The 25,421-nt window shown below is 58.9% G+C and carries 24 protein-coding genes and 4 pseudogenes; 12 read left to right on the top strand and 16 right to left on the bottom strand.

The window, feature by feature from the left end:
* Nucleotides 1-3 precede the first annotated feature (3 nt).
* Both trbI and QO002_RS26080 read left to right on the top strand, forming a co-directional pair.
* On the top strand, nucleotides 4-1,302 hold the full coding sequence (gene trbI / locus QO002_RS26085; protein ID WP_307235474.1) for an IncP-type conjugal transfer protein TrbI: 1,299 nt from the start codon (nucleotides 4-6) through the stop codon (nucleotides 1,300-1,302).
* Between the two features lie 351 nt (nucleotides 1,303-1,653).
* On the top strand, nucleotides 1,654-2,358 hold the full coding sequence (locus QO002_RS26080; RefSeq protein ID WP_307235471.1) for an autoinducer binding domain-containing protein: 705 nt from the start codon (nucleotides 1,654-1,656) through the stop codon (nucleotides 2,356-2,358).
* Nucleotides 2,359-2,360: 2 nt separating this feature from the next.
* Here the strand turns inward: QO002_RS26080 and QO002_RS26075 are convergent, their stop codons facing one another.
* The gene (locus tag QO002_RS26075; protein ID WP_307235469.1) at nucleotides 2,361-2,684 is read right to left on the bottom strand and encodes a transcriptional repressor TraM; all 324 of its coding nucleotides are present in this window, start codon (nucleotides 2,682-2,684) and stop codon (nucleotides 2,361-2,363) included.
* Nucleotides 2,685-2,899: 215 nt separating this feature from the next.
* On the opposite strand from QO002_RS26075, the gene QO002_RS26070 reads away from it, so the two are divergent.
* From QO002_RS26070 to QO002_RS26050, 5 genes are all read left to right on the top strand, one after another.
* Entirely contained in the window at nucleotides 2,900-3,112 is a 213-nt protein-coding gene (locus tag QO002_RS26070; protein WP_171520581.1) for a helix-turn-helix domain-containing protein, read from the top strand.
* A gap of 87 nt (nucleotides 3,113-3,199) precedes the next feature.
* Nucleotides 3,200-3,769, top strand: a complete 570-nt coding sequence (locus tag QO002_RS26065; RefSeq protein WP_307235465.1) for a hypothetical protein — start codon at nucleotides 3,200-3,202, stop codon at nucleotides 3,767-3,769.
* Between the two features lie 37 nt (nucleotides 3,770-3,806).
* Nucleotides 3,807-4,022 (top strand): hypothetical protein, encoded by a 216-nt coding sequence (locus tag QO002_RS26060; RefSeq protein ID WP_307235463.1) that lies wholly within the window; start codon nucleotides 3,807-3,809, stop codon nucleotides 4,020-4,022.
* Between the two features lie 76 nt (nucleotides 4,023-4,098).
* Nucleotides 4,099-4,482: a hypothetical protein gene (locus QO002_RS26055; protein ID WP_307235461.1), complete on the top strand. Its 384-nt coding sequence runs from the start codon at nucleotides 4,099-4,101 to the stop codon at nucleotides 4,480-4,482.
* A 50-nt stretch (nucleotides 4,483-4,532) separates the two neighbouring features.
* On the top strand, nucleotides 4,533-5,198 hold the full coding sequence (locus QO002_RS26050) for a hypothetical protein (protein WP_307235458.1): 666 nt from the start codon (nucleotides 4,533-4,535) through the stop codon (nucleotides 5,196-5,198).
* A gap of 38 nt (nucleotides 5,199-5,236) precedes the next feature.
* Here the strand turns inward: QO002_RS26050 and QO002_RS26045 are convergent, their stop codons facing one another.
* The 4 genes from QO002_RS26045 to traA are packed head-to-tail and all read right to left on the bottom strand — an operon-like array spanning nucleotide 5,237 to nucleotide 10,907.
* Nucleotides 5,237-5,851 (bottom strand): TraH family protein, encoded by a 615-nt coding sequence (locus tag QO002_RS26045; RefSeq protein ID WP_307235455.1) that lies wholly within the window; start codon nucleotides 5,849-5,851, stop codon nucleotides 5,237-5,239.
* A 16-nt stretch (nucleotides 5,852-5,867) separates the two neighbouring features.
* Nucleotides 5,868-7,031, bottom strand: a complete 1,164-nt coding sequence (locus QO002_RS26040) for a conjugal transfer protein TraB (protein WP_307235453.1) — start codon at nucleotides 7,029-7,031, stop codon at nucleotides 5,868-5,870.
* On the bottom strand, nucleotides 7,021-7,584 hold the full coding sequence (gene traF, locus QO002_RS26035; protein ID WP_307235451.1) for a conjugative transfer signal peptidase TraF: 564 nt from the start codon (nucleotides 7,582-7,584) through the stop codon (nucleotides 7,021-7,023). The genes QO002_RS26040 and traF overlap by 11 nt, the downstream gene beginning before the upstream one ends.
* A complete protein-coding gene (gene traA, locus QO002_RS26030) occupies nucleotides 7,581-10,907 on the bottom strand; it encodes a Ti-type conjugative transfer relaxase TraA (protein ID WP_307235449.1) in 3,327 nt (1,108 codons plus the stop codon). Before traA ends, traF begins: the two co-directional genes overlap by 4 nt.
* A gap of 254 nt (nucleotides 10,908-11,161) precedes the next feature.
* Here traA and traC point away from each other — a divergent pair, with 254 nt between their 5' ends.
* The 3 genes from traC to traG are packed head-to-tail and all read left to right on the top strand — an operon-like array spanning nucleotide 11,162 to nucleotide 13,599.
* On the top strand, nucleotides 11,162-11,458 hold the full coding sequence (gene traC, locus QO002_RS26025; protein ID WP_307235447.1) for a conjugal transfer protein TraC: 297 nt from the start codon (nucleotides 11,162-11,164) through the stop codon (nucleotides 11,456-11,458).
* Between the two features lie 4 nt (nucleotides 11,459-11,462).
* Nucleotides 11,463-11,678, top strand: a complete 216-nt coding sequence (traD, locus tag QO002_RS26020) for a type IV conjugative transfer system coupling protein TraD (RefSeq protein WP_307235445.1) — start codon at nucleotides 11,463-11,465, stop codon at nucleotides 11,676-11,678.
* Nucleotides 11,665-13,599 carry a Ti-type conjugative transfer system protein TraG gene (traG, locus tag QO002_RS26015; RefSeq protein ID WP_307235443.1) on the top strand — a complete coding sequence of 645 codons (1,935 nt, stop codon included), beginning with the start codon at nucleotides 11,665-11,667 and terminating at the stop codon, nucleotides 13,597-13,599. The genes traD and traG overlap by 14 nt, the downstream gene beginning before the upstream one ends.
* Before the next feature lie 379 nt (nucleotides 13,600-13,978).
* On the opposite strand, the pseudogene QO002_RS26010 reads toward traG, so the two are convergent.
* A pseudogene (locus QO002_RS26010) lies at nucleotides 13,979-14,577 on the bottom strand (IS110 family RNA-guided transposase); the annotation flags it as partial.
* Between the two features lies 1 nt (nucleotide 14,578).
* Here QO002_RS26010 and QO002_RS26005 point away from each other — a divergent pair.
* Together QO002_RS26005 and QO002_RS26000 are read left to right on the top strand one after the other, a co-directional pair.
* Nucleotides 14,579-14,743 (top strand): annotated as a pseudogene (locus QO002_RS26005) (thermonuclease family protein); the annotation flags it as partial.
* Nucleotides 14,744-14,902: 159 nt separating this feature from the next.
* Nucleotides 14,903-15,212, top strand: a pseudogene (locus tag QO002_RS26000) (WGR domain-containing protein).
* Nucleotides 15,213-15,289: 77 nt separating this feature from the next.
* Here QO002_RS26000 and QO002_RS25995 read toward each other — a convergent pair.
* From QO002_RS25995 to QO002_RS25950, 10 genes and pseudogenes are all read right to left on the bottom strand, one after another.
* Nucleotides 15,290-15,448, bottom strand: coding sequence for a hypothetical protein (locus QO002_RS25995; protein ID WP_307235439.1), 159 nt, complete (start codon nucleotides 15,446-15,448; stop codon nucleotides 15,290-15,292).
* 276 nt (nucleotides 15,449-15,724) lie between these two features.
* Nucleotides 15,725-15,850 carry a hypothetical protein gene (locus QO002_RS25990; protein WP_307235437.1) on the bottom strand — a complete coding sequence of 42 codons (126 nt, stop codon included), beginning with the start codon at nucleotides 15,848-15,850 and terminating at the stop codon, nucleotides 15,725-15,727.
* A gap of 158 nt (nucleotides 15,851-16,008) precedes the next feature.
* On the bottom strand, nucleotides 16,009-16,320 hold the full coding sequence (locus QO002_RS25985; RefSeq protein ID WP_307235435.1) for a DUF736 domain-containing protein: 312 nt from the start codon (nucleotides 16,318-16,320) through the stop codon (nucleotides 16,009-16,011).
* A 649-nt stretch (nucleotides 16,321-16,969) separates the two neighbouring features.
* Nucleotides 16,970-17,896, bottom strand: coding sequence for an ArdC family protein (locus tag QO002_RS25980; RefSeq protein WP_307235433.1), 927 nt, complete (start codon nucleotides 17,894-17,896; stop codon nucleotides 16,970-16,972).
* A 310-nt stretch (nucleotides 17,897-18,206) separates the two neighbouring features.
* Complete coding sequence (locus QO002_RS25975; RefSeq protein ID WP_307235431.1) at nucleotides 18,207-18,791, bottom strand: hypothetical protein; 585 nt, start codon at nucleotides 18,789-18,791, stop codon at nucleotides 18,207-18,209.
* A gap of 491 nt (nucleotides 18,792-19,282) precedes the next feature.
* A complete protein-coding gene (locus QO002_RS25970) occupies nucleotides 19,283-19,543 on the bottom strand; it encodes a hypothetical protein (RefSeq protein WP_307235429.1) in 261 nt (86 codons plus the stop codon).
* 55 nt (nucleotides 19,544-19,598) lie between these two features.
* A pseudogene (locus QO002_RS25965) lies at nucleotides 19,599-20,515 on the bottom strand (plasmid partitioning protein); the annotation flags it as partial.
* A gap of 306 nt (nucleotides 20,516-20,821) precedes the next feature.
* Entirely contained in the window at nucleotides 20,822-21,022 is a 201-nt protein-coding gene (locus QO002_RS25960; RefSeq protein WP_307235427.1) for a helix-turn-helix domain-containing protein, read from the bottom strand.
* Between the two features lie 316 nt (nucleotides 21,023-21,338).
* Nucleotides 21,339-22,292, bottom strand: a complete 954-nt coding sequence (locus QO002_RS25955; RefSeq protein ID WP_307235425.1) for a cyclic di-GMP phosphodiesterase — start codon at nucleotides 22,290-22,292, stop codon at nucleotides 21,339-21,341.
* Nucleotides 22,293-23,004: 712 nt separating this feature from the next.
* Nucleotides 23,005-24,831 carry a methyl-accepting chemotaxis protein gene (locus tag QO002_RS25950; protein WP_307235422.1) on the bottom strand — a complete coding sequence of 609 codons (1,827 nt, stop codon included), beginning with the start codon at nucleotides 24,829-24,831 and terminating at the stop codon, nucleotides 23,005-23,007.
* Nucleotides 24,832-25,421 lie beyond the last annotated feature (590 nt).

Here is a 25,421-nt window from a genome sequence, read left to right as displayed (position 1 = left end):
ACCATGGTCCAGTCGCTCCAGCTTGGCACGTCGAGCCAAGCCGCCGATCAGCAGGGCATGCGGCGCCTCAACCGCCTTCCGATCATCGTCGCCATCATCGTCATCGTGCTGTTCGTCGCCGTCGTCATGATTGGTCTGTCCCTGCGCGGGCTTTCCTTCAACCGTAGCGACATCGAGAGTGCTTCCAACAGCCCTGCGACCAATTTCGGCGACCAGCTTAAGCGAGGTGTCACGGATGGCATTATCGGTGAGCCTGAAAAGCAGGAATTGTTTCAGCCGACACCCGTCGTGGTCGAGAAAAAGGAAAAGCAGGAACCGGTCGTCGAGCGCCAGTCGGTTGAGCGTCAAGACCGCCGGCAAGGGCTCGAATCCGAAGAGGAGTGGAAGGCTCGCCTGAAGCGAGAGCAGGATGAACAATACATACGCGAGGCCCAGCGCCAACGGATGGCGCGTCTTCAGGCCCGTGCCACGGCGCTCGATTCGCCGCTGAAGGTAGACGTCTCCGACGTCGAGAATGCCGCAAACTCCACCAACGAGACCGGCCGTCAGCAGACAAATGTCGCGGCAAACAGTGCATCCGACCTTTATGCCGTCGCCATGAAATCCGGTCTGATGGGACAGAACGTCGATCAGAACGGGCAGACATCCAAGGAGGACTTCTTCAATCAGGACATCAAGGATCTCGGCTACCTGCCCAACCAGGTCGTGCCACAGATATCACCCAATGAATTGAAGCGCGGTTCGGTCATCCCGGCGACATTGATCACCGGCCTCATATCCGACCTGCCGGGGCGCATTACCGCTCAGGTCAGCCAGAATGTCTACGACAGCGCGACCGGCTATCGCCTCCTTATTCCGCAGGGCGCAAAGCTCTTCGGTCGCTACGATTCGAAGGTGTCCTTCGGCCAAGAACGGGTTCTTGTCGTCTGGACGGATCTCATTTTTCCGAATGGGTCTACCCTGCAAATCGGCGGCATGGCCGGCACGGATGCCGAAGGATATGGCGGATTACGGGACAAGGTCGACCGCCACCTGTGGAAGACTTTCGGCTCGGCAGCTCTGGTGGCATTGATCGGAACAGGGATAGATATGTCGATGCCCGAGAGTTCGACCCTCGCGACACAGGATACAGCATCGGATGCAGCACGACGGAATTTTGCCGAGTCTTTCGGCCGGGTAGCAGAAGAGACGATCTCGAAGAACCTGAACGTTCAGCCGACGATCCGCATCCGGCCGGGCTACAAGTTCAACGTCCTGGTCGATCAGGATGTTATTTTTCCGTCTACCTACAGTGGCCGGTAACCAGCTCAGGAACATCAGACTCCCGCTATTTCAGCGCGCTGGAGCGCTATTCCGCGCAGCAAAAAAACGTGCGCCTAAAATCTCTGCTGCAATTATCAAGTTATAGCTCGTGAGGACTTGAATACTCGGAAAAGCTGAGTAGACCTATGATCTGCAACGACCGTGGATGTGCTTCGCATCGAAGGCAACTGCGTTTTCGTCGGAAACGAATGGGAACAGAGAATTCGCAGCATGGTCCGCGATGTCCCAAACGGCCCGGTTTGGCCGAACGTGGCACCCTGTAACTCGCGGCGCCAGTGTGGCGAGACGCGTGGGAGGCCGCAGTTGCGCTAGAAGACAGGAGAAAAGTCAGTGGACAGTGACCTTCGCTCTCTCATCGATATGACAGAAGCCGCGCACGACGAACGTATGATCAAAAGTGCTCTGAAGACATTTGCGCATGCATGTGGCTTCGAGCGTTTTGCATATCTGCAGACTGAAGGATTGGAAATCCGCACATTCAATTCCTATCCGGAGGAATGGCAGGGCGTTTACCTCGAAAGCCAGTATTCCCGGATCGACCCGGTCGTGTGGGAAGCGAAGACTCGCATGGAAATCTTTTCGTGGACGGCCGACGATTGGCCCGCTCGGGGGGCCTCCGAACTCAGGCGCTTTCGGGATCAGGCGATCGGTCACGGCATTCGCAGTGGAGTGACGATACCCGTCGAAGGAAGTTTCGGCTCCACGATGATGCTGACGTTTGCATCCTCTGCGCAGACGGCTGACATGTCAAAACTTCAAGATTGCCAGAAAGCGATCCGCGCCGTTCTGGCGATCCATTACCGCCTCAAAATGCTTGCTGCGACCACAATTGTTCCGCCGAAGCGGTTGCTTTCACCAAGAGAGGCAATGTGCCTAAAATGGGCGGCGAAAGGAAAAACCGCACCCGAAACCGCGATCCTTACGGGGATCAATCCAAGGACAGTGCAACACTATCTGGATAAGGCGCGAGAGAAGCTCGAAGCGGCGACCGTGCCCCACCTCGTTGCGATCGCCAAGGACCACGGCCTACTATAGCGTCAATCATCGACGTCGGAGGCAACCTCAGGGACGTAGCCGAGCGCATCGATGATTTCCGACAGCACCTCCTGTTGGGCCTCGGATTTTTTCTGACGCGCGACATACTCATCCTGCAGGCTCTTTAGAACGGCGGCGGAAACCGACGGATCGGCGCTGGCGCGGGTCCATTCCTCATATACGGCTTCGTCGGCCGCAAGAAGGCGGCGGTGTTCCAGGATCGCAGAGACGGCCAGTGCCTCCAGTTCCGGCTTTTGCATCGAACTGTAGCGAGGTTCGCTTTCGTTTCTCTCGCCGCTTGCATCGGATGAGCTTAGATCGTTCATCCGCTTCTCCTCAACTTCATTTCCTGACCGGGCGAAACAACGCCTTCGTCCGCGTTATAGAGTTTTGGCCATAAGTGCACGGCCTGTCTTGCAGACCATACACATTATATCCGGAGGGAGTGGATGATCGACTCAGGGGAGCAATATCACATGGCGCACGGAATCGGAACTATCGTTCCTGGAACGATTATTCCTATTCAGGTCTCGCTTACGTCATGGATCTCAAGGAGATCATGGCGATCAACTTGCGTCGGATACGTCATGGCAAGAAATTGACGCAGGAAGAACTGGCGGACCGTTCCAGCCTCAGCGCGCGCTATATCGGTGCGATTGAGCGCGCCGATGTTTCCGCCAGTGTTACCGTCCTTGGTCAGATAGCCGAGGCGCTGGGTGTTGACCCCGCCGAGCTTGTGACAAAATCTCGCTGACGGGCTTACTCTCAGTTTTCAGTCGTTTTGACAACCGGCACGGGGTGTGGCTTACTGTCCTCAGTCCTAGGACAGCGGACAGTTAAAATGAAAAGCCAAGATATCGTCGTACTCCTCAAGCTCATCAGCCTGCAGGACCAAGAGTTGGAAAAAGGCACCGACCAATTGCGATCGGAATCGCTGGGCGGCGATCCTTATTCCGTTCGAAATCTGGAAGCTCTGCTCGGCATTAGCAAGACCGAAGTCGGTCAGTCGATCAATCGGAGCATTTCCTCTGGAATTGCACGGAAAGACAGTAAGTCAAACGAACCACGACCGCGTCGCAGAAATCTTGTCAATTTCATTACCAATGGGCTGAAGTTCGTCTTTCCTGCACATCCTGGAGCGATGCAGCGAGGCATCCCAACGGCTTTCGCAGCGCCGATGCTCGAAAGCCTGTTGATGAGCGCCGGTAGCTACAATTACGTCTGGCCATATGCCAGCGCTCAGGAGATGGGACAATCCATCGATCCGCTGTTCAGAAGCGTTCCAGAAGCCGTTTTGAAAGACGAACGGCTTTACGAATATCTCGCACTTGTCGATGCAATCAGATTGGGAAACCAACGAGAAACAGAACTGGCTAGTGACCGGTTAAAATCGAGGCTTCTCGCCAAATGATCACTGTACGCGGCCAGCCCTCGAAATGCTAAGAACTGTGGCAATCGCGCTTGGCGATGACCTGCGCGGTCGGCTTGTCTTTGTGGGCGGATGCACGACCGCGCTTTTCATCACTGACCCGGTGACGCTTAAAGACGTTCGTGCCACCGACGATATTGACCTTATCGTCGATTTGGCAGGATTTGCTGAATGGGCTCAGTTATTGGAGCTGCTTCGGATGAAGGGCTTTTTCGAGGCGCCGATGAAACGGTGATCTGCCGTATGCGGCTTGGGCCGCTTAACGTCGATTTCATGCCGGACGACGAAGCTATGCTTGGTTTCAGCAATCGTTGGGATGCTCAAGGCATCAAAACCGCGACGACGTATCCGCTCGCGAAAGGTCTGGAAATACAGGTTTTGACGCCGGCCTGTTCGTCGCCACGAAGCTCGAAGCATTTGCAGGTCGCGGAAATGATGACCTGCTATTCAGTCGTGACGCTGAAGATATCCTGCTCGTCGTCGACGGACGAGAAGCGCTTCTGGAGGAAATTTCGGGCACTCGTGAGGACGTCCGCACCTATATAACGGAGCGCTTTACCGCCTTGATCGCGCTACCCGACTTTGACGATTTCCTTGAGGGTAATATCAGAGGACCAACCGGCCGCGTGGATATTGTTCGGGAGCGCTTCATTGCTATCAGCCGCTGCGGAAACGGTGGACCCGATACACATTGACGCTCAATGGCGTAGCCGTCAGGGCACGAAGACCCCTGACAACCGCGATCATGCAGGCATCGACCCGGCCGGGATTTCTTGGAATTGTCGCTGATGGTTCCACCACTGGCCAAAGCAATGGCGAATACGCCTGCGCCATCATCCGAGCAGTGGTGGATTGGTTTGCCGGAACAACGGTGGGCGTGACACCCGATGGCTTGGTCGAGCGGTTGCGTATGATCCAACAAGGTCTGATAGGGGACTTTCCAAGAGGCTCCGCCAGTTATGTCATTCTGCATGCCGCCGAGAGCCAATCCGTTCTGGTCCTGCATGCTGGTGACTCTCTTTTCGGCAAAGTAGCGGACAGGTCCGAAATTCAGTGGCAAACAGAACCCCATACGCTTGCGAATGCCTTGGCAAAGGTGCCGTTGCCTGAACTCGCCAAACTTCCCGCACGCCACCGTCTCATCCGCAGCTTCCGTTCCAGGGGGTTCATTGCGCCGGAAGTCACGAACGTCGATCTGACGGCGGATACGCTGTTGGCCGCGACCGATGGGTTCTGGGCGGAACTATCGCAAGCCGACCAGATGTCCTATTTGGACGGCCATCGGTGCGAAAGCATGCATGGGTATGATGACTGCAGTGTTCTTTGCATCAATATCACTGAAACCACCTACCCTGAGACGACTTTCAGCGCCGAGGCCGCGGCGATTTTTTACATTCGCAGCGCGAGCTAGCCCAGGCTCAATTGCACCGCAGTTCCAATTTACGGATTTCATTTTGCGCCGGCTATGCGAGATAGATCGATCCGTATCCCTGCGGTGCCAAGATCGCCGTTGGGCACCTGACTCAGATCAGCGTCGGCATCGGAACGCTCGGGACCACCTGGGACCTTATCCACGGTGTCCGCATGGTTGATTGGACTAGACCCACCAGGGTCCTCCGCCTGAAAGACACTCACGCCCTCGAACTCACCGGTCTTCCATGCGTAAACCGCATCCTCAAAAATCTGCGGAAAGACGTCTTTGCTCATGGGGTTGCCATACCATTTCGCAACGATCCTAAGGACCTTGGCAAACATCGCCGTGCCTTTACGAAGGTTTTGGCAAGCATCGACAAGCTCGGGTTTCAGATCCGTCGGTTCCTTCACTCCCACGCCAGCGGGGAACTGGGTCAGCCCAACGCGAACGACTGCCTGACCAGCATATTGCCGTACGATCGCCATCGCCTGCTCGGCCGATGCCGCTTTCGGAACGAGGATCAATCGGCCGCCCGATTTGACGGTAATGGCGAGGGGATCACCCGAGCCCGCTGCCATCACGAACTGCTCGACGATCGCAGGCTTGAGGGAAGGGTCTGCGCATTCTTTTATCAGGGCGGCGTCGAGCATTGTTTCTCCTCTGCGCTCAGGTGTTGAAGGCAATAACAAGCGGTTTTGCGAAGAGCTTTGCCCATGCCGTGGCAGCGGCGCGCTGGATGGCGACGATCGACGTCCCTTCGGTCCACCAGCCGTTTCCAACGGCAATGATAAAGTCAGGATCGTGCAGCATGGATTGGAGGACGGGCCAAACGATCAGTTCCTCGTAGCAGATCACCGGTGCTGCCCGGCTGGCACCGATCGCGACGACCGGGTTCGCAAAAAAATCCGCCCTGGCACCGCCACTCTCCCCGAACAAGAAACGCCCCGGCTGCCACATCGAGCCGGGAACCGGCATGCGTTCGCGATAGAGGATGCTTCCGCCATTCCTGTCGATCGAGACGAGGACATTGTCATAGCCGGTGGCATCGAGCACCGTGGCGCCGGCGATGACCGTCACATCGGTATCGCCGGACGCGCTCGTCCAAAGCCGCGCCACGGTCGGTGTCCAGAAACCGAGCGCAGTTTCCGGCAGCACCACAAAGCGTGCGCCATCACTGGCCGCATTCCGCACCGTTGCGATGATGTCACGGTGGCGGTGAAGACCGGCCTCACGGCCGAGCGAAGCGCCCAATTCGAGGTCGACGCCGCGCCAGCCTTCCGGTAGCTTAGTATCGGTCCAGATCGCGGCGGACCACAGCCAAAGGCCCGCAACGGCGATGGCGACAGCTGGCCAAATGCGGGTTACGAGGCTCGCAAGGCCGGCTGTCATAAAGCCAACTCCCCACCATCCCCATCCTGGGAACAGAACACCCGCCGCCGTGACAGGATGCGCCCAACCCGTGATACCGAAGGGCGGGACGGACATGATGACGGCCGCGAGGAGATAGCGACGCGGACGAGCTCCGCTGTTCTTCGTCCAGAGGGCCGAATGCACAGCAACGAAACTCATAGACGCACCTAGCCAGAGCAAAAGGCCCGGCCAGATATCCGACGAGTAAAAGGCGGCCACGCCTTGCGGCAAACCACGTGATGCGGCCAGGAAATATCCGGCGGAGACAAGTGCCGCCACCGATCTCGTTCGCGCGATCGACCAAAGAACTGGAAACCCAAGCGCGACGGGTAGAAGCAACACATGGCCGCTCCAGCCCACCACGCCAATCGCGATCGAAGCGAATATCAGCAGCGCCGGCCGAAGGTAATCACGGCACATAGGTGAACACCTCCTGCGCCATCCCGAGAATGCCGGAGATCGGCACCGGGCCAAAATATCGGGAGTCATAGGAGCCGGGGAACGCGGAATGCAGGAAGACATATCCTGGCGGTACGATGCCGCTCGGAACGGGCGTCAACGGCCGGCCTTTTCCATCTCGTATTGCGAGACTGGAAGAGGAAACCCCCCGCCCATCCACGCTCACGCTGACGCCGATTTGGACATGCTGTCCTGCAACGGCGATCACTGTCTTGATCAACGGTGCGACGCCGCCCGGGCAGGAACCAGAACGGAGATAGCCTCGTACCCTCGCTGCCCGCATCGCCGCCGTTTCCGGCGGGCAGATGAACAGGAGGTCGTCGACTGCAGCCGGTCGATGAAGGGGGATGATGCGCCACAGGCCGAGCGGCTCGCTCGGTGTCAGATTGATGCGGTACCCGCCGGCGATGGCAGTCACCGCCAGCAGGATGGCGGCCACCGCCGCCATCGACAGAACCACAATGGCTCGTCGTTGCTGCGTGGTCATCGACCGGCGGGTTGCAGCCTCGGTCATTTCAGGGAGAGCCCCTGGCTCTTCGTCTGCCGCACAGTCTCGGCCTGCTTGAGCGCTTCCGTCGTTCGTTCATGAGCCGCAAGCTGCTGGACCGTCCGCATGGAGTTCCACGCGGACTGGACCTCCGCCTTCTGGCCGGCCGTCATTCCTGCTGTGACGGTCTCGAAGGTCTTGCCATCAGTGTCTTTCGCAGCCAATGGCAGGAAGGTCCGTTCCCCGAAACGTTCGGAAACCGCCCTGGCAAAACCTTCGAGTTCTGCTTTCACCATTTTGTCGGCGAGCGCGTATTCGAGGCCAGCCGGAAGATCGTTGCGATCGATCGCATCGCGCACGCGTTCGAGCGTTTGCTTGGCGGCTGGAGAGAACGCCGGGATGTCGACCGAAACCTTGAGCCGGACCGCGCGCTCCTCCGTCTTATGTTTGAATTCGGCCTCGGCCCGCTCACGAAGATAACGTTCAAGATTTCGGGCAAGTGCGGGCACATTGGCGAGCGCTTTTTCCCGGTCCTGCTTGTCGCCACGGCTCGCGAGAAAACCGGTCTTGCCCTTGAGCGCGCCAAAGCTCTCTGGCTCGCCGGCAATCCTTGCCAGGGTGGACTGCGAGACCGACTGGTCCTTCAACATGGTATCGACATAGATCGCCTTGAAGGCAGCTTCCGGCTTCGCGTAGACGAGCTGGAAGCGGGTCGAGACGTCCTCCCATTGCTTCTTAAGCCCGGGATCGGCGGCGAGCTTGTCTTCGACAGCCTGGTCGAGCGATTTCGGAAAGGTGGTGATGCCTGATACCATGGGCTTGGCCTCCTTGATTGTGTCCGATATGGAGTGCTTGTTGCTGCCGCGGACCAGTCCGAGCGCCGCACCGATGGCGGCTAGACGGGCGCCGAGGTAGGCGAGTTTCTGTTTTTGCCGGACGGCCCATTGGAGGCGATCCTGTGCGATCGTGCGGGCGACATTGACAAGATGAAGGCCCCGCGCTTCCGCGAAGCGCAGCGCTTGGCCGTAGAACGACGCCTTCTCGTAATCGAGGGTCGTCTCCTTGGCGTTCCGGCGCGACAGGATCGGGATGAGCCCTCCGGTTTTCGCGAAGGAGCGACTGCCGTAGTAGACGGCGAGATCCTCGCGATGGCGGGTCATGGCCACATAGGTGAGATGCCGGTCCAACGAGAGGGAAGCAAGCACCTTCACCTGGTCGACGGTGGCGCCTTGGGCTTTGTGAATCGTCGTCGCATAGCCATGATCGAGGTTGTTGTAGAAGCGCTGCTCAACCGTGACCTGGCGACGATGTTCCCGTTCGCCGATCTCGACGACAATCCGGCCGGGTGCAGCCTCAAGCACCCTTGCGAGCATGCCGTTCTTGACGCCAAGGCTGCCCTCGTTCTTGAGGAACACGATCTGGTCGCCGGTCGCGAACATGCGGGATCCTTCTTCTGTCTTGAACGCGAATCCGTCTGCAATGACGCCACGCTCGACAAGCCTGGCGCGGGCCATCTCGTTCAATATCCGGACATCGCGACGAAGGTGGGCGAGGATCAGGCTGGTCTTCGAAGGATCGTGGTCGCGATCCCAATCGGCGATCAGGCTTTCGACCGCCTGTGCCTTGAGGTCCGATCCCCTCACTTGCCCATGTGCGCAATAGGCATCGACTGCGTTGCCGACGTTACCGCGCGCTAGGTCGAGCGAGGCGTCGCGCATCCATTGCTGGCGCTGACGATAGATTGTTTCGAGTTCGGCATAGCCGATGCGATCGGCAATGGCGCGGAACGCAGCGCCCGCTTCTATCGGTTGAAGCTGTTCCGGATCGCCGACAAGGACGAGTTTGGCACCGGCCTTGGTGACTGCTTCGACGATGAGCGCCATCTGTTGCGACGACACCATGCCGGCCTCGTCGAGTACGAAGACGGTCTTATCGTCGAGCTGGTTGCGACCCTGGTTCCAGCGAAGCTCCCACAACGACAGCGTGCGGGAAACGATGCCAGCTTCCTTCTCCAAACCTTCGGCTGCTTTGCCGGCAAGCGCACCACCGACGACACGATAGCCGGCAGTTTCCCAGGCTTCGCGCGCCGCATTCATCATCGTCGTCTTGCCGGCGCCGGCGCGGCCGATGACGGCGGCGATCCGTTCGCCGCCAGCCACATGTTTGATCGCCGTTCGCTGCTCATCCGACAGACGGGAATGGCGCGCAAAGGTCGCCTGCAGCACCGGCTCACGGACGCAATGGGAGGTGCTGCCGGACAGCCAGATCGCGTGATTGGCCATCTCGGCTTCAAGCCGGATCATCTCGCGCGTGGTGTACTTCGCGGATGTCCGAATACCTGTCGCAAAGTTGATCCGCTCGCGTTCGAGCCGGAGCGCTTCCGGACTTTGCAGAATCCGGACCATCAGACTTTGGAACAGAGCGACATCGTCGATATAGCGATATAACACCTTCGCAACATCGCGTTCGTCGAAAACGCTCTTCTCCCGCGTGATCAGGTCGAGCACGATCTCAGGACGGCGCTGGATGCGGCGGGCGTTCTCCCAGCGGCGCTGCTCCTGGAGCTCGATGCGTTCGAGTTTAGGAGTCGAGGTCTGCGACTTGTGGTCGGATTGCTCCGCCTTGCGCTCGATAGCCTTGGTGCCGACCCCGAGGTGAATGGTTGGCTCAAGCTCTATTCCCTGCTTTTCGTAGGAACGGCCATCGATGCGGATATCGAGGCCGGCAAGCGCCAGATGTCTGTTCTGGCAGGCAAACCAGCCGTCGCGAAACGCATTGAAATCCTTAGTGCTACCGGCCCACAGCTGGTAGACGATCTTGCCGGCGTCATTTCGGATTGGCTTGCCATCCGGGCCGAGCACCGCGACCTTCTTCGAACCGAAACCGTCTTCGGTGAGCGGCCGCAATGTGGTCATGAGGTGGACGTGAGGATTGCCGGGGGCGTCGTGGTAGACCCAGTCCGCGACCATGCCCTGCGCGGTGATGTGGCGCTCCACAAAGTCGCGCATGAGCGAGATGTTCTGCTCGGCCGTCAGCTCGAGCGGCAGGGCTATGGTGACGTCCTTGGCGAGCTGCGCGTCGGATCGCTTCTCGAAGCCCTCCACCTTGTTCCAGAAAGCCTTGGAGGTGCTGGCGACCGAGCGATCGGCAATCATGCTGCGCACCCATTCCGGCGCGTCGGCAGGGACCACGAACTCCTCGTGCAGGAGCCCCTGTTTCCGCGTGTAGTCGATCGTCCGGGCTTCCCGCTCGAACTCCATCTTGGCGCAATGCCGGTAGGCCGCCGACAGGACGGCGCTGCGGCCGGAGCCACGTGCGACGACGCTGACGGAGAAGTGAGGGACGGCCACGGCGGAGTTCTCTCCCGGTTGCGAACGAAATCAAAGGGATCGTCGGGAGCGGCGACCCCAACATTCTCTCTCAGCAACACGTCGCGCCAGCGACGTATAATTGCGCCCTTGGAAGCCGCTCCTTCGGAACGGCCGGGATCATTTCCGAAAGCATCGCCGTTGGCGATTGTAGGATTCACAGTAGTGCGTTCCGCACGCTGTTCCGAAAAACTGGCTTCGAAAGACACGCTTTCTCAGCCAGGGAGACAATCGGAATGAAGAAGCCATCCTCGAAAATCCGCGACGAAATCGCCAAGCTACAGGAACAGCTCAAGATCGCCGAGACAAGGGAAGCGGAACGCATCGGACGGATTGCACTCAGGGCAGGACTGGGCGAAATCGAGATCGACGAGGCGGAACTTCAGGCTGCGTTTGAGCAACTGACCAAACGGTTTCGCGGAGGGCAGGGTACTACGACCGGAGGGAAAAATGGTGCAAGCGTTAGCAGCGGCGCAACGTCGATCGCGGCAGTCGCGTCTGGCCCGAATGCGGGCGGTGCTGGCGAGGCTTGAGCGCATGGCGAGGACGATGACATCCGACGCCCGCAAGAAGGACACGCGCGAAAAGATTGAGCTCGGTGGCCTGATCGTCAAGGCAGGGCTGCGCTACGAGAAGCGAGCGCTGTTGCTGGGCGCGCTCATCGATGCCGCCCGCCGCATCAAGGGCGATGATGGCGAGCGATCCAGGCTCACCGGACTCGGCGTGGAGGCCTTCGGCAATGACGATCAATAGGATTGCGCTCGTCATCGTGCCAGCGGCGTTGATGATCCCGGTCGTCATCGGAATGACCGGGATCGAGCAGTGGCTTTCCGGCTTCGGTAAGACCGAGGCCGCGCGGCTGGCATGGGGGCGGGCGGGGATCGCCTTGCCCTATGTAGCCAGTGCGGCGATCGGAGTTCTGTTGCTGTTCGCGAGTGCCGGCTCGATCAACATCAAGCAGGCAGGTTGGGGCGTCGTCGCGGGATCGAGTGGGACAATCCTGGTCGCAGCAGTCCGCGAAACAATGCGCCTTTCCTCTTTCATGAAGTCGGTACCGGCCGACAACACGGTCTTGGCCTTTCTCGATCTTGCAACGTCGATCGGAGCGAGTGCGGCGCTACTATGCGCCTGCTTCGCGCTCCGCGTCGCGCTCATCGGCAATGCGGCATTCGCAAGGGCCGAGCCGAAACGTATTCAGGGCAAGCGAGCACTCCACGGCGAAGCGGGTTGGATGAAGCTCACAGAGGCGGCAAAGTTGTTTCCCGATGCCGGTGGCATCGTCATCGGAGAGCGCTATCGGGTCGACAAAGACAGCGTCGGGAGCCAATCGTTTCGAGCCGATAGCGCCGAGACCTGGGGCGTCGGTGGCAAGTCGTCGCTGCTGTGCTTCGATGGCTCGTTCGGCTCGTCGCATGGGATCGTCTTTGCCGGTTCCGGCGGTTTCAAGACGACGTCCGTGACGATCCCGACGGCACTCAAATGGGGCGGTACGCTGATCGTGCTGGATCCATCGAACGAGGTCGCACCGATGGTCTCCTGGCATCGGGGCGGAGCGGGAAGGGACGTGTTCATTCTCGATCCGAGGAAGCCGGACACTGGCTTTAACGTCCTTGATTGGGTCGGACGTTTCGGCGGAACCAAGGAAGAGGATATTGCCTCGGTCGCCTCATGGATCATGAGCGACAGCGGCGGCGCGCGTGGTGTCCGTGATGACTTCTTTCGCGCATCGGCGCTCCAGCTGCTGACGGCACTCATCGCCGATGTCTGCCTGTCCGGTCACACGGAGGAAAAAGACCAGACACTTCGGCAGGTACGCATGAACCTCTCCGAGCCTGAGCCGACATTACGCAAGCGGCTGCAAGACATCTACGACAATTCGGGCTCGGATTTCGTGAAGGAAAACGTCGCAGCCTTCGTCAACATGACGCCGGAAACCTTCTCTGGCGTATATGCCAATGCAGTCAAGGAAACACACTGGCTCTCCTATCCGAACTACGCAGCACTCGTGTCCGGGAGGAAGTTCTCGACCAGCGACATCGCGGCAGGAAATACGGATATCTTCATCAACATTGACCTCAAGACATTGGAGACCCATTCGGGTCTTGCGAGAGTCATCATCGGCTCGCTTCTTAACGCGATCTACAATCGCGATGGACAGATCAAGGGGCGCGCCTTGTTTCTCCTCGATGAGGTCGCGCGCCTCGGCTATATGCGGATCATAGAAACCGCACGCGACGCCGGTCGCAAATACGGGATCACGCTCACGATGATCTATCAGTCGATTGGCCAGATGCGCGAGACCTATGGCGGTCGCGACGCGGCAAGCAAGTGGTTCGAGAGCGCCAGCTGGATTTCGTTCGCCGCGATCAACGATCCCGAGACCGCCGACTACATCTCCCGACGCTGCGGCATGACAACGGTCGAGATCGACCAGGTGAGCCGCAGTTTTCAGGCAAAGGGATCATCTCGAACGCGATCGAAACAGCTCGCTGCTCGACCATTGATTCAACCTCATGAAGTTCTGCGCATGCGCGCCGACGAACAGATCGTCTTCACGGCCGGCAATGCGCCGCTGCGATGCGGCCGCGCCATCTGGTTCCGGCGCGACGACATGAAGGCATGCGTCGGCACGAACAGGTTTCACATGATCGGGGATACGCCAAAGCCTGCATGATCCAAGCCGGCGCGCAATGCAACTGAGCAAGGCTGATCCAGGAAAATGAAGAGTCGTTTAATCGCACCTCCGTCAAGCTTGTTTTGTTCTATGCTTTCATTCGGTGAATATGTCTTGCCTTTGAAATGCGACGATGTCGTTTGTCGGATACAGAGTCGTTTACGCGGTCGAGACGACCCGCCGCAGGATGGTTCTTCTTGGAACGGATCTTCCAATGTATCGGACGCACTCAGCTGCCAGAATGACAGCAGGTGCAACTCTTCTAAGCGGAATAATCCTGTCCGCGTCCCGACAGGGACGATCGTCGCGTCCAAAGCGTGGACGCAAAGCATGGAATAGTCAGATCACAGGGGCACTGCCCTGGTATCTTGTGTGCATGTTAGGCCTCAGCAGAGTTAGAGCGCTCGAAGAGCTCGCCCGTTCGGAGCATTGCATGCATGATCACGGCCAGCTTTCGCGCGACCGCAACGGCTGCTCGCTTGAACCCGATCTTCTCCTTGAGCTTCACGCCCCATACACGTAACGCGCTGTCGGATCTGGTGCGCGTGAGGATCACGGTTGCCGCGTCATACAGCAGTCCGCGTAAATGTTTGTCGCCCCGGCGGGATATATGACCATCGTAATCGACTTCTCCAGATTGATAGCGCCTGGTGGTCAGGCCGATCCAGGCGCCAACCGAACGCGCGACTTTCTGAAGTTTTCCGGATCCTCGATCGCTGCCACGAAGGAGGAAGCCGTCACCGCGCCGACACCCGGAATTGACGCAAGCAGCCGGCATTGCTCACTCGCGCGGGCCGAGTCGACAAGCTGTTTGCTCAACTCGGCAGCGCGGGCACGCATGCCTCTCCAGGCATCGAGCAAGGGCCTGATAATCTGTTCGAGCCCGGCATTCGTCGCCAGCAGGTTGCGCACATGGTCCTCGGATACGCGTCCTGCGCCTTTGGGTACGACGAGGCCGAATGTCTTCATCAGCCCTCGCGCGGGGAAATTCTCGATGTCGGCCGGGCTCCGTGACGAGGACAGATATGGACGGAAACTTCGGACCGTGTCTCACGCGGGCAATTCACTGGGCGATGTCATGATCGATCAAGGGCTCGCCCGATCATGGGATGGTGCCCGACGCGGATCTTTCCAGGGCAGTTGACAGCGAGCATGCTTCTATTTGTGAGAGGATCGTGACCCGACTGGGCGGAGAACGCTTGGGGGCTCCGGTCGCAGCGCGACTAGAGCTGTGCCCCGTCGGCACCTCGCCCGATCGCCATTCTTCACGAAAATGAATCGGTCGCACCTGTAGGATTCACATATGTCGTTGGACGTGGCGGCTCTGTGTGAGGATCATGCCGGACATGATTTCGCAACGCTATCAGCTCTATGTCGAACGGACGGACCCAGCCAAGAACATGGCGCGGTACTATGCCATGGAGATCGAGCAGACTATCTTCGGAGAGGTCTGCCTGACCCGGCGTTGGGGACGGATCGGCAAACATGGGCAGGAGAAAAAGAATGTTTTCGAACGAGAAGAGGAAGCGGTTCTGCTGTTCCTTGAGCTGTTGAAGCAAAAGCGCGCTCGCGGCTATCTCCCAAAAATAGCGCTCCGATATTTGCGGAGCTGACTATGATTGTTTTCCGCGTTCCAGCTGGCAGAGAAAGGGCTACTGAGGCGGCCTCCGGCGTGTCATTCGCGCCGGTTCTAATCGGTCTCGAACGAAGCATCGATCTCGATGAAGAACGGGATCTTGATCGCGAGTTTTAGACCGAGCTTGCCTCTGCGGAAGAAGTGGCTGACCACTTTGCCAAGGGCGCGAGGACGGCGGCCAGTGGCAACAAGGAACTGGGCGAGTTGGCGCATGATGTTTATCCGTTCGATACGCGTCATTGTGGGGATCGGGCACTGACCGGAAAGGAGCGATGCACCGGAACGGCCGCGATGCGGAGGACCTGCCGCAGTGTGAATTTTGATGCGCGAGGAGCCGCGTGGCGGCGGGAAAAATTCTGGCGGCCGCGGGTTGCGGGCGCCAAGCCGGGCGGCAACATCCCCGATGTCGATGGCAGGGGACCGAAAGGAGAATGCGGCCGAGCCTCCGTTAGAACGGAGGCTCGGCCGATGCCCTGCCTTCCATCTCGGCTACGATAACCTACCGTTCAGCCTTTGCCAGTTCGAGTTCGGCTTCAATCTCGCGGCGTTCGTCCGGATGGGCGTTGCGCAGCTCGCCTTGAGTTCGAGGATCGTGCGGTCGAGTTCGTTAGTCATCGTCGTCTCCTTGACGTTTGTGAAAGACGAGCGCACGCTCGGGCGGACTGAGCAGATATTCCCCCTTGAGTGTGGCACCCGAAAGCGGAACCCGGCTCGATGCCCGATAACGCTTTCAGCTGACGGGTGAGCCCCGCCTTGCGGCGGGGCGGTCCCGGTCAGGCCTCGCGCTTCGGGCGGTTCCAGACGAGGACGTAGTCGCCGTCGACTTCGGCCCGCCACAGGGCGGCGTTGATCGGGGCCGGGAAGCTTGGATCGTCGAGCTTGACCGAGATGTATTCCTCCCCGTCGTTGGAGACAGCCTTCCACGCTGCGCCGACTTCGGCTTGGCCCGCCGTGATGCGGAAGTCGGGTGCTTCGGTGGAGGTGCGTTCGATCGGGTTGAGGCGAGCCTTCATCGCGACGGTCAAGGTGCGAACGGAGCCGACGATTGCGTTGCCGTTGGTGGTGAAGTTGCCGATGATAGCCATTTCTGAAATCCTTCCCGTTTGTTCGGGTCGCGACCACCGCGACCTCGATGGCTGTCGAAAGGATCGGGGACGAACGGGACCGCACCCCTTGGGGCCGCAATGCAATGGAGGACGGTCGGAAGCGGCTTTCTTGCTGCGCGAGGAATGCGAACCTGGTTTCGCAGGGGAAAAAGTTGCGGACGGGCGTTGCGGCAGCACGATCGAGGCGTAGCCGCTCTCCGATCAGACATGCCACATCGAGGACGTGGTGGCCGCGCCGGAATGACCAAATCGGTAGGATTTCAGAGATGGCGGGCCGTCATCGTCGGAGGTTTGCCGCCTCTCCTACTGCAATACGGTCGGCCAGCCGCTTCTCGCCATCTCCGCCATAAGGGTCGTCTTGCACTGGTCAAGCAAGTTTCGCCACTCGCCATCATCCCCGACCATAGGGGTAAGCCCAACGGCCTCGCGCGGATCGCCTCTGAGGAGCAACATGCCTCGCTGACTGTGCAGGCATTCTATTTTGACCGGATCTGCACCGCATCGACGTGATGGCTGGACCATTCCGATGACCCGATCCTCCCTGGCCACGTCGAACGCTGTTGTGACAAGGGTGCCCACAGCAAGGCGGGGCTCTCCCGCCCCACCGGGTACCTTGGCTAGAAGACAATTACGCGGCCTCTCGCTCTTCATCGACGACCGGCTGAAGTCCGTGCAGATAGTTGGCCGCGCGTTGCGCATGAGCGGCCGCCTGGAAGATCGCGCGCCGGTCATCGGAAAGGACCTTCAGCCAGGATTGAAGGTAGGAGGCGTGATCCGGCCGAGGCTCGAGTTCCGGGACGATCCCCAGATCCGCGCAAAGGAAGCAACTGCCAAGCTCGGCGATCAGCTCTTCGCGAGCGCGTTCTGATCGATCCTTGTGATAACGCCTGAGATCCCTGTTCAGCCGATCCGGTGCGCCTGCCCAATGGACACTCTCATGGCTGAGCGTGGCATAGTAACTCGCCGCATCCCGAAACATCTCGAAGTTCGGCATCTGGATAAGGTCGCCGGCCGGCGAGAAGTAGGCCTGACCGCCACCATGCCGGATCACCACGCCGGTATTGCGGAAGAAGCGATCGGCATGCTCGATCCGCTCAACAGGATCGAGGAATGGCGCCGCCCGGTGGTGATAATGATCGGGAAGCCCGTCGATTTGTTCGATGTTGAACACCGTGTAGGCCTTCAAAAACGGGACTTCCCGCTCGACTTCGCCGCCCCGACCATCGTCCTCCGATTTGGTGAAGCGGCTGGCGAATACGACGGTGGCACCGCTTTCGCCCTTGCGGACTGCCGCGCCTAGTTCCAGTGCCTGCTTGAACGTCATCCACATTGGTGACGAAAAGCCGCGCGCCACACCCTCCGACCAGAGGAGGAGGGTGTTCATTCCCGTATAGGGCTGACCGTTGTGGCGAAGTGGGCGGGTGATCCGATTGTATGCGTTCGCGGCGTTCCAGGGTTTCATCCAGGGGCGGACGCCCTTGGCAAGATCCTCGACGATCCTCTCCGTGATCCGAGTGTAGATGTCGACGCGCTGGCCTTCTTGTTTCCTGCTCATTTTTCTGACCTCCGTTCCTGAGGTCGCGCCAATCGCGACCCCGTACGGCGGTCCGAAAGCCGGGGCATCAGGGGGACACGCACGCGGTACGCGCCGGAACGAAGTGGAGGAGGGCTCAAGCCCTTGCGCAGATTTCCCGGCCCCGGCAGGACCGAAGCCGGGCGGGGTCGCGATGGCCAACCGTCTATTCACTCCCTTCTTCTTCCCTTTCGCCACGACACGGGAAGAGGCCGGCGCCCAAAAATGGGGGCCGACCACCTACATCGAAGTGGCGATGTCGGCGGGGACGAAGCCCCGCTCTATCAACGGCTCAACCGAGAGCCGCCAGCTGCGCTTCGGCCGCCTTGCGGTCGAGTGCCTGGCCGGGATTGTCGACCGGGCGGTCGAAGGGCCTCCAAGCCTCGCCGACGACTTGGCTATAGGCGGCGACTGCAGCCTCGGCTGCCATTCGGAGCGCGTGAGCCTGCACACCCATGTCAGCGGCGAACTCGCGCTTGCGCTGAGCTGCGCTATCGTAGCCGACGGGACCGTCGAGATCCTCGTCGCGGGCATCGTTGGCCGCCTTCGCGGTCGCGTCACGCGCCTCGGTGACGGCGCGGGAGTAGAACTGCCCGGCGCCATGGGCCGATCCGACGAAGGCGCCGACCATGCGCTGAAGATGGATCTGCATCGCCCTTTCGCCGAGCCCATCAGACAGGCTATCAGCGGTCTCGATGATCAGTCGCTCATGCAGGTCGCGTATGCAGTCGCTGTCGACGACCGCGGTTCCATAGCTCTCAGCGATCCGCATCGCCTGCGTGGCATCCGGGCAAGTGAGCCGGACCATTTCGATTGTGGCGCCCTTGCGGAGCTGGACGACGCGGGGCGACTGGCGATTGGTTGCGGGCTTGGCCATATCAGGTTTCCTTTCCGGTTTTCTCCAAAGGCTCGCGCTGGCCCCTTGCCGGAGCGCCCTTCGGTACGGTCGAGAAAAGCCGGCGAAAGGCGGGCGCTTTCACAGGTCCGAAGCCCCTGAGCGAGCGAGGCGGCCTTGCGGACAAGCAGGGTCAAGACCCTGCGAAGGACGCGGGGCCGGCTTGCGAAGGGAGGGGGAAGAGGCCGCTCCGCGGCGCGCAAGCGGCCTTGAAACGACCGGCCGCCGGCTTACGGCCGTGACAAACCGAAGGGCGTTCCGACAAGGGGTGGGCAACCAACCGCAAATCGGATGCATGGGAACCCCGCCACCTCCGCCGACCATCACGAAGTTTGCTGCGACTGGATCCCGGACGGGACCCTCGAAATGATCCGGCTCACAAAACCTAGCGGGCTGCATCGACGCCGAGCTTCTTGCGAACCTTCAACAGCGTCCGCCTCCTGCCGGGCCAACTTGCGTGATAGGGCGTCGATCTAGCCACAACGTTCGAAGATCAGGCGATCGAGGTGATCGTGGAACATCCGCTCGTCGGAGCGTGTCCCGTTGGACCAGTCTCTGCAACGCGACCAGGGTTTCGCCTTCCGCGTGATGGTCAGTCGTTCGGCCCGGTTGGCAATCTGCCGATGCACGACTTCGAGCTCCTGGTGGGCCTGACGATGGGCCGCCTCCATGGTCGCAAGCAGCAGGCGTGGGCTAGTGGATGTGCCCTCCGTGATGACAATGTGTGGAAACAAGACCGCTGCCGGTGATGGCCGGCGGCGGTGGCTTCGATCGGGGGAGAAAGGGCGACTATTCCGCCGCGACCCCGTAGGCGGTGACCTCCTCGTCAGAGGTCTCATCTCCGCCTCCGGTGTCGGGATCATCACCGTGCTCTTCGCCGATCGCATCACCATCCGGCTGCTCGGTCTCACTTGGGACGCCGGACGCCTCTTCGATCTCTGTACCGCCGTCTTCCACGATCTCGCCCTGCTTGAGGAGGTCCGCGAGTTCCTTCGCGTCCGACGCAAAAAGCGCTGTCGGATGCACGAAATGCCCGTCCTTATAGTGATCGACCAGCGCCGCGCGCGTCTCCCGGACACGCGAGCACGGCAGGATGAACGTTTCCTTGCACGAAGCTTCCAAAGACTGCCGTGACAGGCAAAATAAAAAGTCCTCCGTGCCCATGTTCGGCAGATAGGCATCCGCGCCGATCGCGTTGCCGGCGATGCGGGAAACGAGCCCACTGTTGGACATGCCCCGGCGGCAAGACAGGACGTCGATCAATGCGAAACGGGCCGTCACACGTACTGTATCCATATCGAAGGCCAGCTTACCATTCGTGTCGACAGTCGGACGGCATGGCGCGAGAACCGCTTTGTCCCGAACACGGGGTCGTTCACACCGGAATCGACTCGGACGTTCACCTCCGCGAAAGCGAGCACCAGCAGCGCCATCAATATGTCGTCTTCGATCGGCGCCCGTGCGAGTGCATCATGAAGCGCGTCGGTGCGGAAATCTCCGATCATGTCGTGGCCCTTCTGGGTCACTTCCGGCCGGGGCTTCGACGTGACGATCGGTCCGTCATCCACCTCGTTCGAGCCGCCAGCGGCCGCACCGGCCGTGCCCTTCGGGTTCTTTGCTTCGGGCATCCGGAAATGCGCCGTCTGCACCTTGCCGTTGCGGTCGAGATACATGGCGGTATGGTCCGACTTTTGCGGCTTGCCGTATTTGAGCGGCTCCATCCGGAGCGGGCCAACTCCCGCTCGATGGCTCCTCAAAAGGCCCGGCGACGGGCGCGATTACCGCGAGGCGAAGCTGACGCGGCCGCAGCTTGCTAGCGGACCCTTTACGAGTTGATCGTGGAAGATCCGGCGCTGTGCCAGGAGGCCATCAAAAGACAGCGGGATCCTTCATCGGGTGACGCACTTCTGCGCACGAATTCACGCTTGTGCCAGTTGCTTCCCGCCGCTCACGGCAGAAAGGTCGATTCCGTTTTCGAGCCGGTGGCAAGAGCGCCTGTAGAAGCTATAAAGTCAATCAGGCTCACAGAGGTCCGCTTTCTGAAGCGCCTCCTTTATTGATTTTGCCTTCAATGCGACTAACACACCTAGCAGGCAGCTCTCGATGTCGGCGACGCTTTTGCCCTCAATCGAAGCGATTTCGGCGACGGTCCTGCCTCGGGCAATCCACCGGAGGCAGGTCTTTTCAAGCGGCGAATGTATCCATTCCTTCATGACAAACTTCGCGTAAGGTTGCACCTCGGTCAGCGAGTGTCCTGCCAAATGTCAGCATTGACGTCTCGGTAGAAACGAAGACAGCGATACCCACGAGAAAAGAGGCTGCCGCCGAGACCTGTCCGACGGCAGCCAAGGTGCCTCGGGGAGGAGGCTGGGGAGCTCGATATCTCTTCGCCAGTGTTTGAACGTTATGTTATATCGTATCAGATAAGATAGCTTATGGAACTTCTCTATTCCTGTCACTGTCTATTGATGCAATTCATGCGCAGCAGCAGCTCGATGTTAAGCTGATGGCGCCAGACTGAGAAAGTACTCACATGCCTGCCACATTCTCGAAGAACTTGGATAAAAGGGAGCGGTCAAACATCCCATCTGTTCCCTTCATCCAAGCAACTGCCTGTTCCGGCGCCCACGGGTCGCGATACGGTCTTGCCGAGGTCAAAGCATCGTAAACATCGCAAATTGCACTCATGCGGGCGGCCCCGCTGATCTCACGAGCCGACTTTCCTTCCGGATACCCTTTTCCATCCATCCGCTCGTGATGATGTAGACATACATCCAGCACGGCGACGGGCATTCCTGGCTTGCGTGACAGCATCTCGTACCCAATCGAGGGATGCCGTTTTATCATTGTCATCTCTACCTCTGAAAGCCGACCGGCCTTGTTGAGCACTTTCAATGGAATGCGGAGCTTCCCGATATCGTGAAGCAATCCGCTCATTCCCAGCGTAAGGACGGTCGGCTTGTCACTGTCTAAACTCTGTGCGAACCTCACCATGAGTGCACACACTGCTATCGAATGCAGGACGGTCGTCTGGTCCCGAGATTTTAGTCGCGTCATTGCGATCAGCACGGAGGGATCAACATCAATAGAGTTGATGACCTGCTCGACGATCGGAACGACCATTTCATGCGTCATCGCCCTGCCCGATACGGCATCACGGAACACGGTTGTCAACGCAGCCGTTGTTTCCATGATCGCGTTGAAAGCAATTTTTTGGGATGTTGGCATAGCCTGGCGTCTGTGCTTACGCAGTCCTTTGACACCGATGGGGTTAGCGCATGGCTCGTCAGCGACGCCTAGATCCGCACCCTTCGTCGGATTTATAAAGACTCCGGTTATATTGCTGCTTTTTATAGCCTCAACATCGGACGGAAGGGTCAGCATGAAACGACGGTCGCTGAATGGGGTGTCACGTTGGAAACCTTCCACCGCTTCAACGAACATGCCGGCGCGAAGTTGACTTTTTTCGATGCGCTTGACCATTTCACCAGCCCCCAATTGAATCAACACAATTTGACCACAGGTCTGCAGAGGTAAGCGCGATCTGCATCGCCCTCACACAAATGCAACCCTCCCGCCGAATTCTGTTTTCGCATCATAATTAACCGTCCCGATTCTCTCACTCTCGTCTGCAATTTTTGATTGCACGGACGGATCCTCATTCGGCTTTTGCTGCTCGCTGAGCCTCGGGCTTGCTCAGCGGTCGCCTTCTCGATTTTCACCTCAAGGTCGGCGATTGCCTTTTGGAGGATCGCCTTTTTGTCGTCGTCCTCTGTGTTCTGTCCCTCGTCCCTTTTTCCTGGCAAGATCCTGCTGGAGTTTCGTCACGTCGTCGGCCGCTGCCGTTGATGTAGATCCTTGCTGCGCACTTGCGGGACACGACCATCGTATTCACGTAATACTCCCATTCGGTTGAACTTACAATTACATGTAATCTATATAACCAAAAAACTTTCTAGGTGTCGTCCGCCTGTTCCGTGATTATTTTGCGAGTGGTGTCCGAAGACACCATCGCCAGTTACCGCACAGGCGGATTGACGTCAGCATCTGCAAGGTGGAGGGATCGTATGATCCAAGGCCTGCAGCAGTCGTTCGAGTTGGGCTTTCGCAATCGAGCAGATCGCGCCAATGCGCCGTTCGTCAGTAGCCAGTAGGAACTTGTGAAGCGATCAACCCTTGTCACCCTCAGCTTTCACTATGCGGCCCGCAGTCCGGAAAGCGCCCGTCTCGACTCGTCCAACCGGGTGAATACGAACTGAGATGTAAGCGCCTTCAGGCGATTGGATTCCTGCGCGAGCGTCGCACTCGCGGCATTCATCTCCTCAACCATCGCAGCGTTTTGCTGCGTAACCTGGTCCATTTGATTAACGGCAGAGTTGACTTCAACGAGTCCAATAGACTGCTCTCGCGCTGATACGGCGATTGACTCCATATGTTGATTGATTGCGCCAACATAGTCTCCAATAACGTTTAACGCATCGCCGGTGTCACGAACGAATTTGACGCCGCCCTCAACTTCAATGGAAGAATTGCGGATCAGATCCTTGATCTCTTTGGCAGCGAGAGCGGAGCGCTGTGCCAGTTCTCGCACCTCCTGGGCGACCACCGCAAACCCCTTGCCCGCCTCGCCGGCACGCGCTGCCTCCACGCCCGCATTGAGGGCGAGCAAATTCGTTTGAAAAGCGATCTCATCGATCACGGAGATGATGTTTGAAATCTGCCTCGAGGACTGTTCGATGCGCTCCATTGCGTTGATTGCGTTCGCCACGACCAGACTTGACTGCATGGCGCTGGCATTGGCCTGGCCGGCGATTTGCCGCGCCTCCTCGGCGCGTTGGGAAGAGTTAGAGACATTGGTCGTTATCTGGTCGAGAGCTGCCGCTGTCTCCTCGAGCGAGGCCGCTTGATGCTCTGTCCTTCCTGAAAGATCGTTTGAGCTACGGCTGATTTCTCGAGATCCACTGTCGATCGATGATGCAGCCGCCGCAACGGACTGAAGTGTGTCCGCCAATTGAAGTGCTGAAGCATTGAAGTTGTCACGCAAGGCTTCGAAATCGGGGGCGAAGTCGCTGGTTAGCTGAAAAGACAAGTTACCCTTGGCCAGATGAGACAAACCCAGTGCCAGGCCGTCCGTGGCAAGTCGCATTTCCTCAGCTTTTACGCGCTGGCTATCGGCATTCTGTTCGCGCTCTTTCTCCGCCAAAGCGCGCTCGCGCGCCGCCTGTGTTTCAAGCATCGTGGTTTCAAGCGCGTTCGCTTTGAAAACCGCGACCGCCGCGGCCATGTCACCAATCTCGTCCGCTCGTCCTTCATAGGGGATGGGAGTTTCTGTATTGCCGGTTGCGAGCGCCTTCATAGAGACCGTGATGGCCTCTATCGGCATTGCGATACCCCGTCGACTGAAATACACCCCTCCTGCGATGATCGCCAGGCCAATAGCTACTGCGATAAGGGTTAGGCTCATTGTCCTTCGGAACACCCACTTACTTGTTTCATACGATTCCCCGGCTCCCGCGAATTTGATCTTGACTATTTGATCGATCGCTTCGGTCAGCTCGGATGCGGCGGGCCGCACTCTCGTTTGTTGGTAGATCTTGGCGTCATTGAACTTGCCTGCCTGGGACAATGCCAGCATGGGCGCCGAGAGCTGCTGCAATGCGCTGAACTTTGTGCGGATGTCGTTGGCTGCCGCACGCTCCGCGTCGTTATGCGATAGCTCCTCATTCTTGGCCAGTTCCGCAAGGAAATGACTTGCGCCGCTATTAATCGCTGATTCGGCTTCTCCACGGCTGGCATCGTCAAGCGCCATGATGTGGTTGAGGTAATCGCGGCGCATCGTAGATAGGGCAATGTTCATTTCATTTGAAATCGCGATTCCGGGCAGCCATCCCATCGCGAGCTCCGCGACGTTGTTGTTCACGGTGTTCATGCTGTTTATGGCAAAACAGGCGAACATGACAAAGACGCAGGCAACGAGTGCCAATACGGACGTGAGTGCGGTTTTGATCTTAGGGCGGGACATTCGTGGCCTCCTGAATAGCCGTGCAAAAAGGCAAACAACCACGACGTCATGTCAGCAGTGTCAGCGAGGGGCTCCGACCAACATCTCGGGCATGGAGTTATATGATATGTAATATACATAATAAACATTTAATATTTCCGCCGGGCAGGTGAATATTTGGTGGCTGCATCAGTCATGCTGAATGCGATGCCGATCTTTTATCGATGGCCCTCCGGAGGAGTCGGTTCTCCCGTGCCCGCAAAAATATCCAATCCGCTTGAGCCAGGGATGTAAGTTTCGCAAGCCTTTTGCCGATCACCAGCCGCTTGCATCCGCCAGATAAGTCGATGGTCGTGCATGCGAGTCGTCGCACCTTAGAAGTCGGTCTGTTTGCTGTCATGGTGTGTCAGTCACCTGCGCAGATCCGATCGATGACGATCCACCACCGGTGGTATCCGCACTTGACGACGACCGAGCAGCGCCGTAGATCAAAGCAGTCGAAAATGGTGGACCGGTTTATTGGTGAGCCCCGGTCAGTCGCTGGCAGATTGCCAGTGGCCCAAATCCAGCCCTCGGGCCGCGGACCACGACGGAAACCGGACGTACTGCGT

It is taken from the genome of Pararhizobium capsulatum DSM 1112 (assembly GCF_030814475.1).
Classification (GTDB): Bacteria; Pseudomonadota; Alphaproteobacteria; order Rhizobiales; family Rhizobiaceae; genus Pararhizobium; species Pararhizobium capsulatum.
This window is presented reverse-complemented; position numbering and strand designations above follow the sequence as displayed.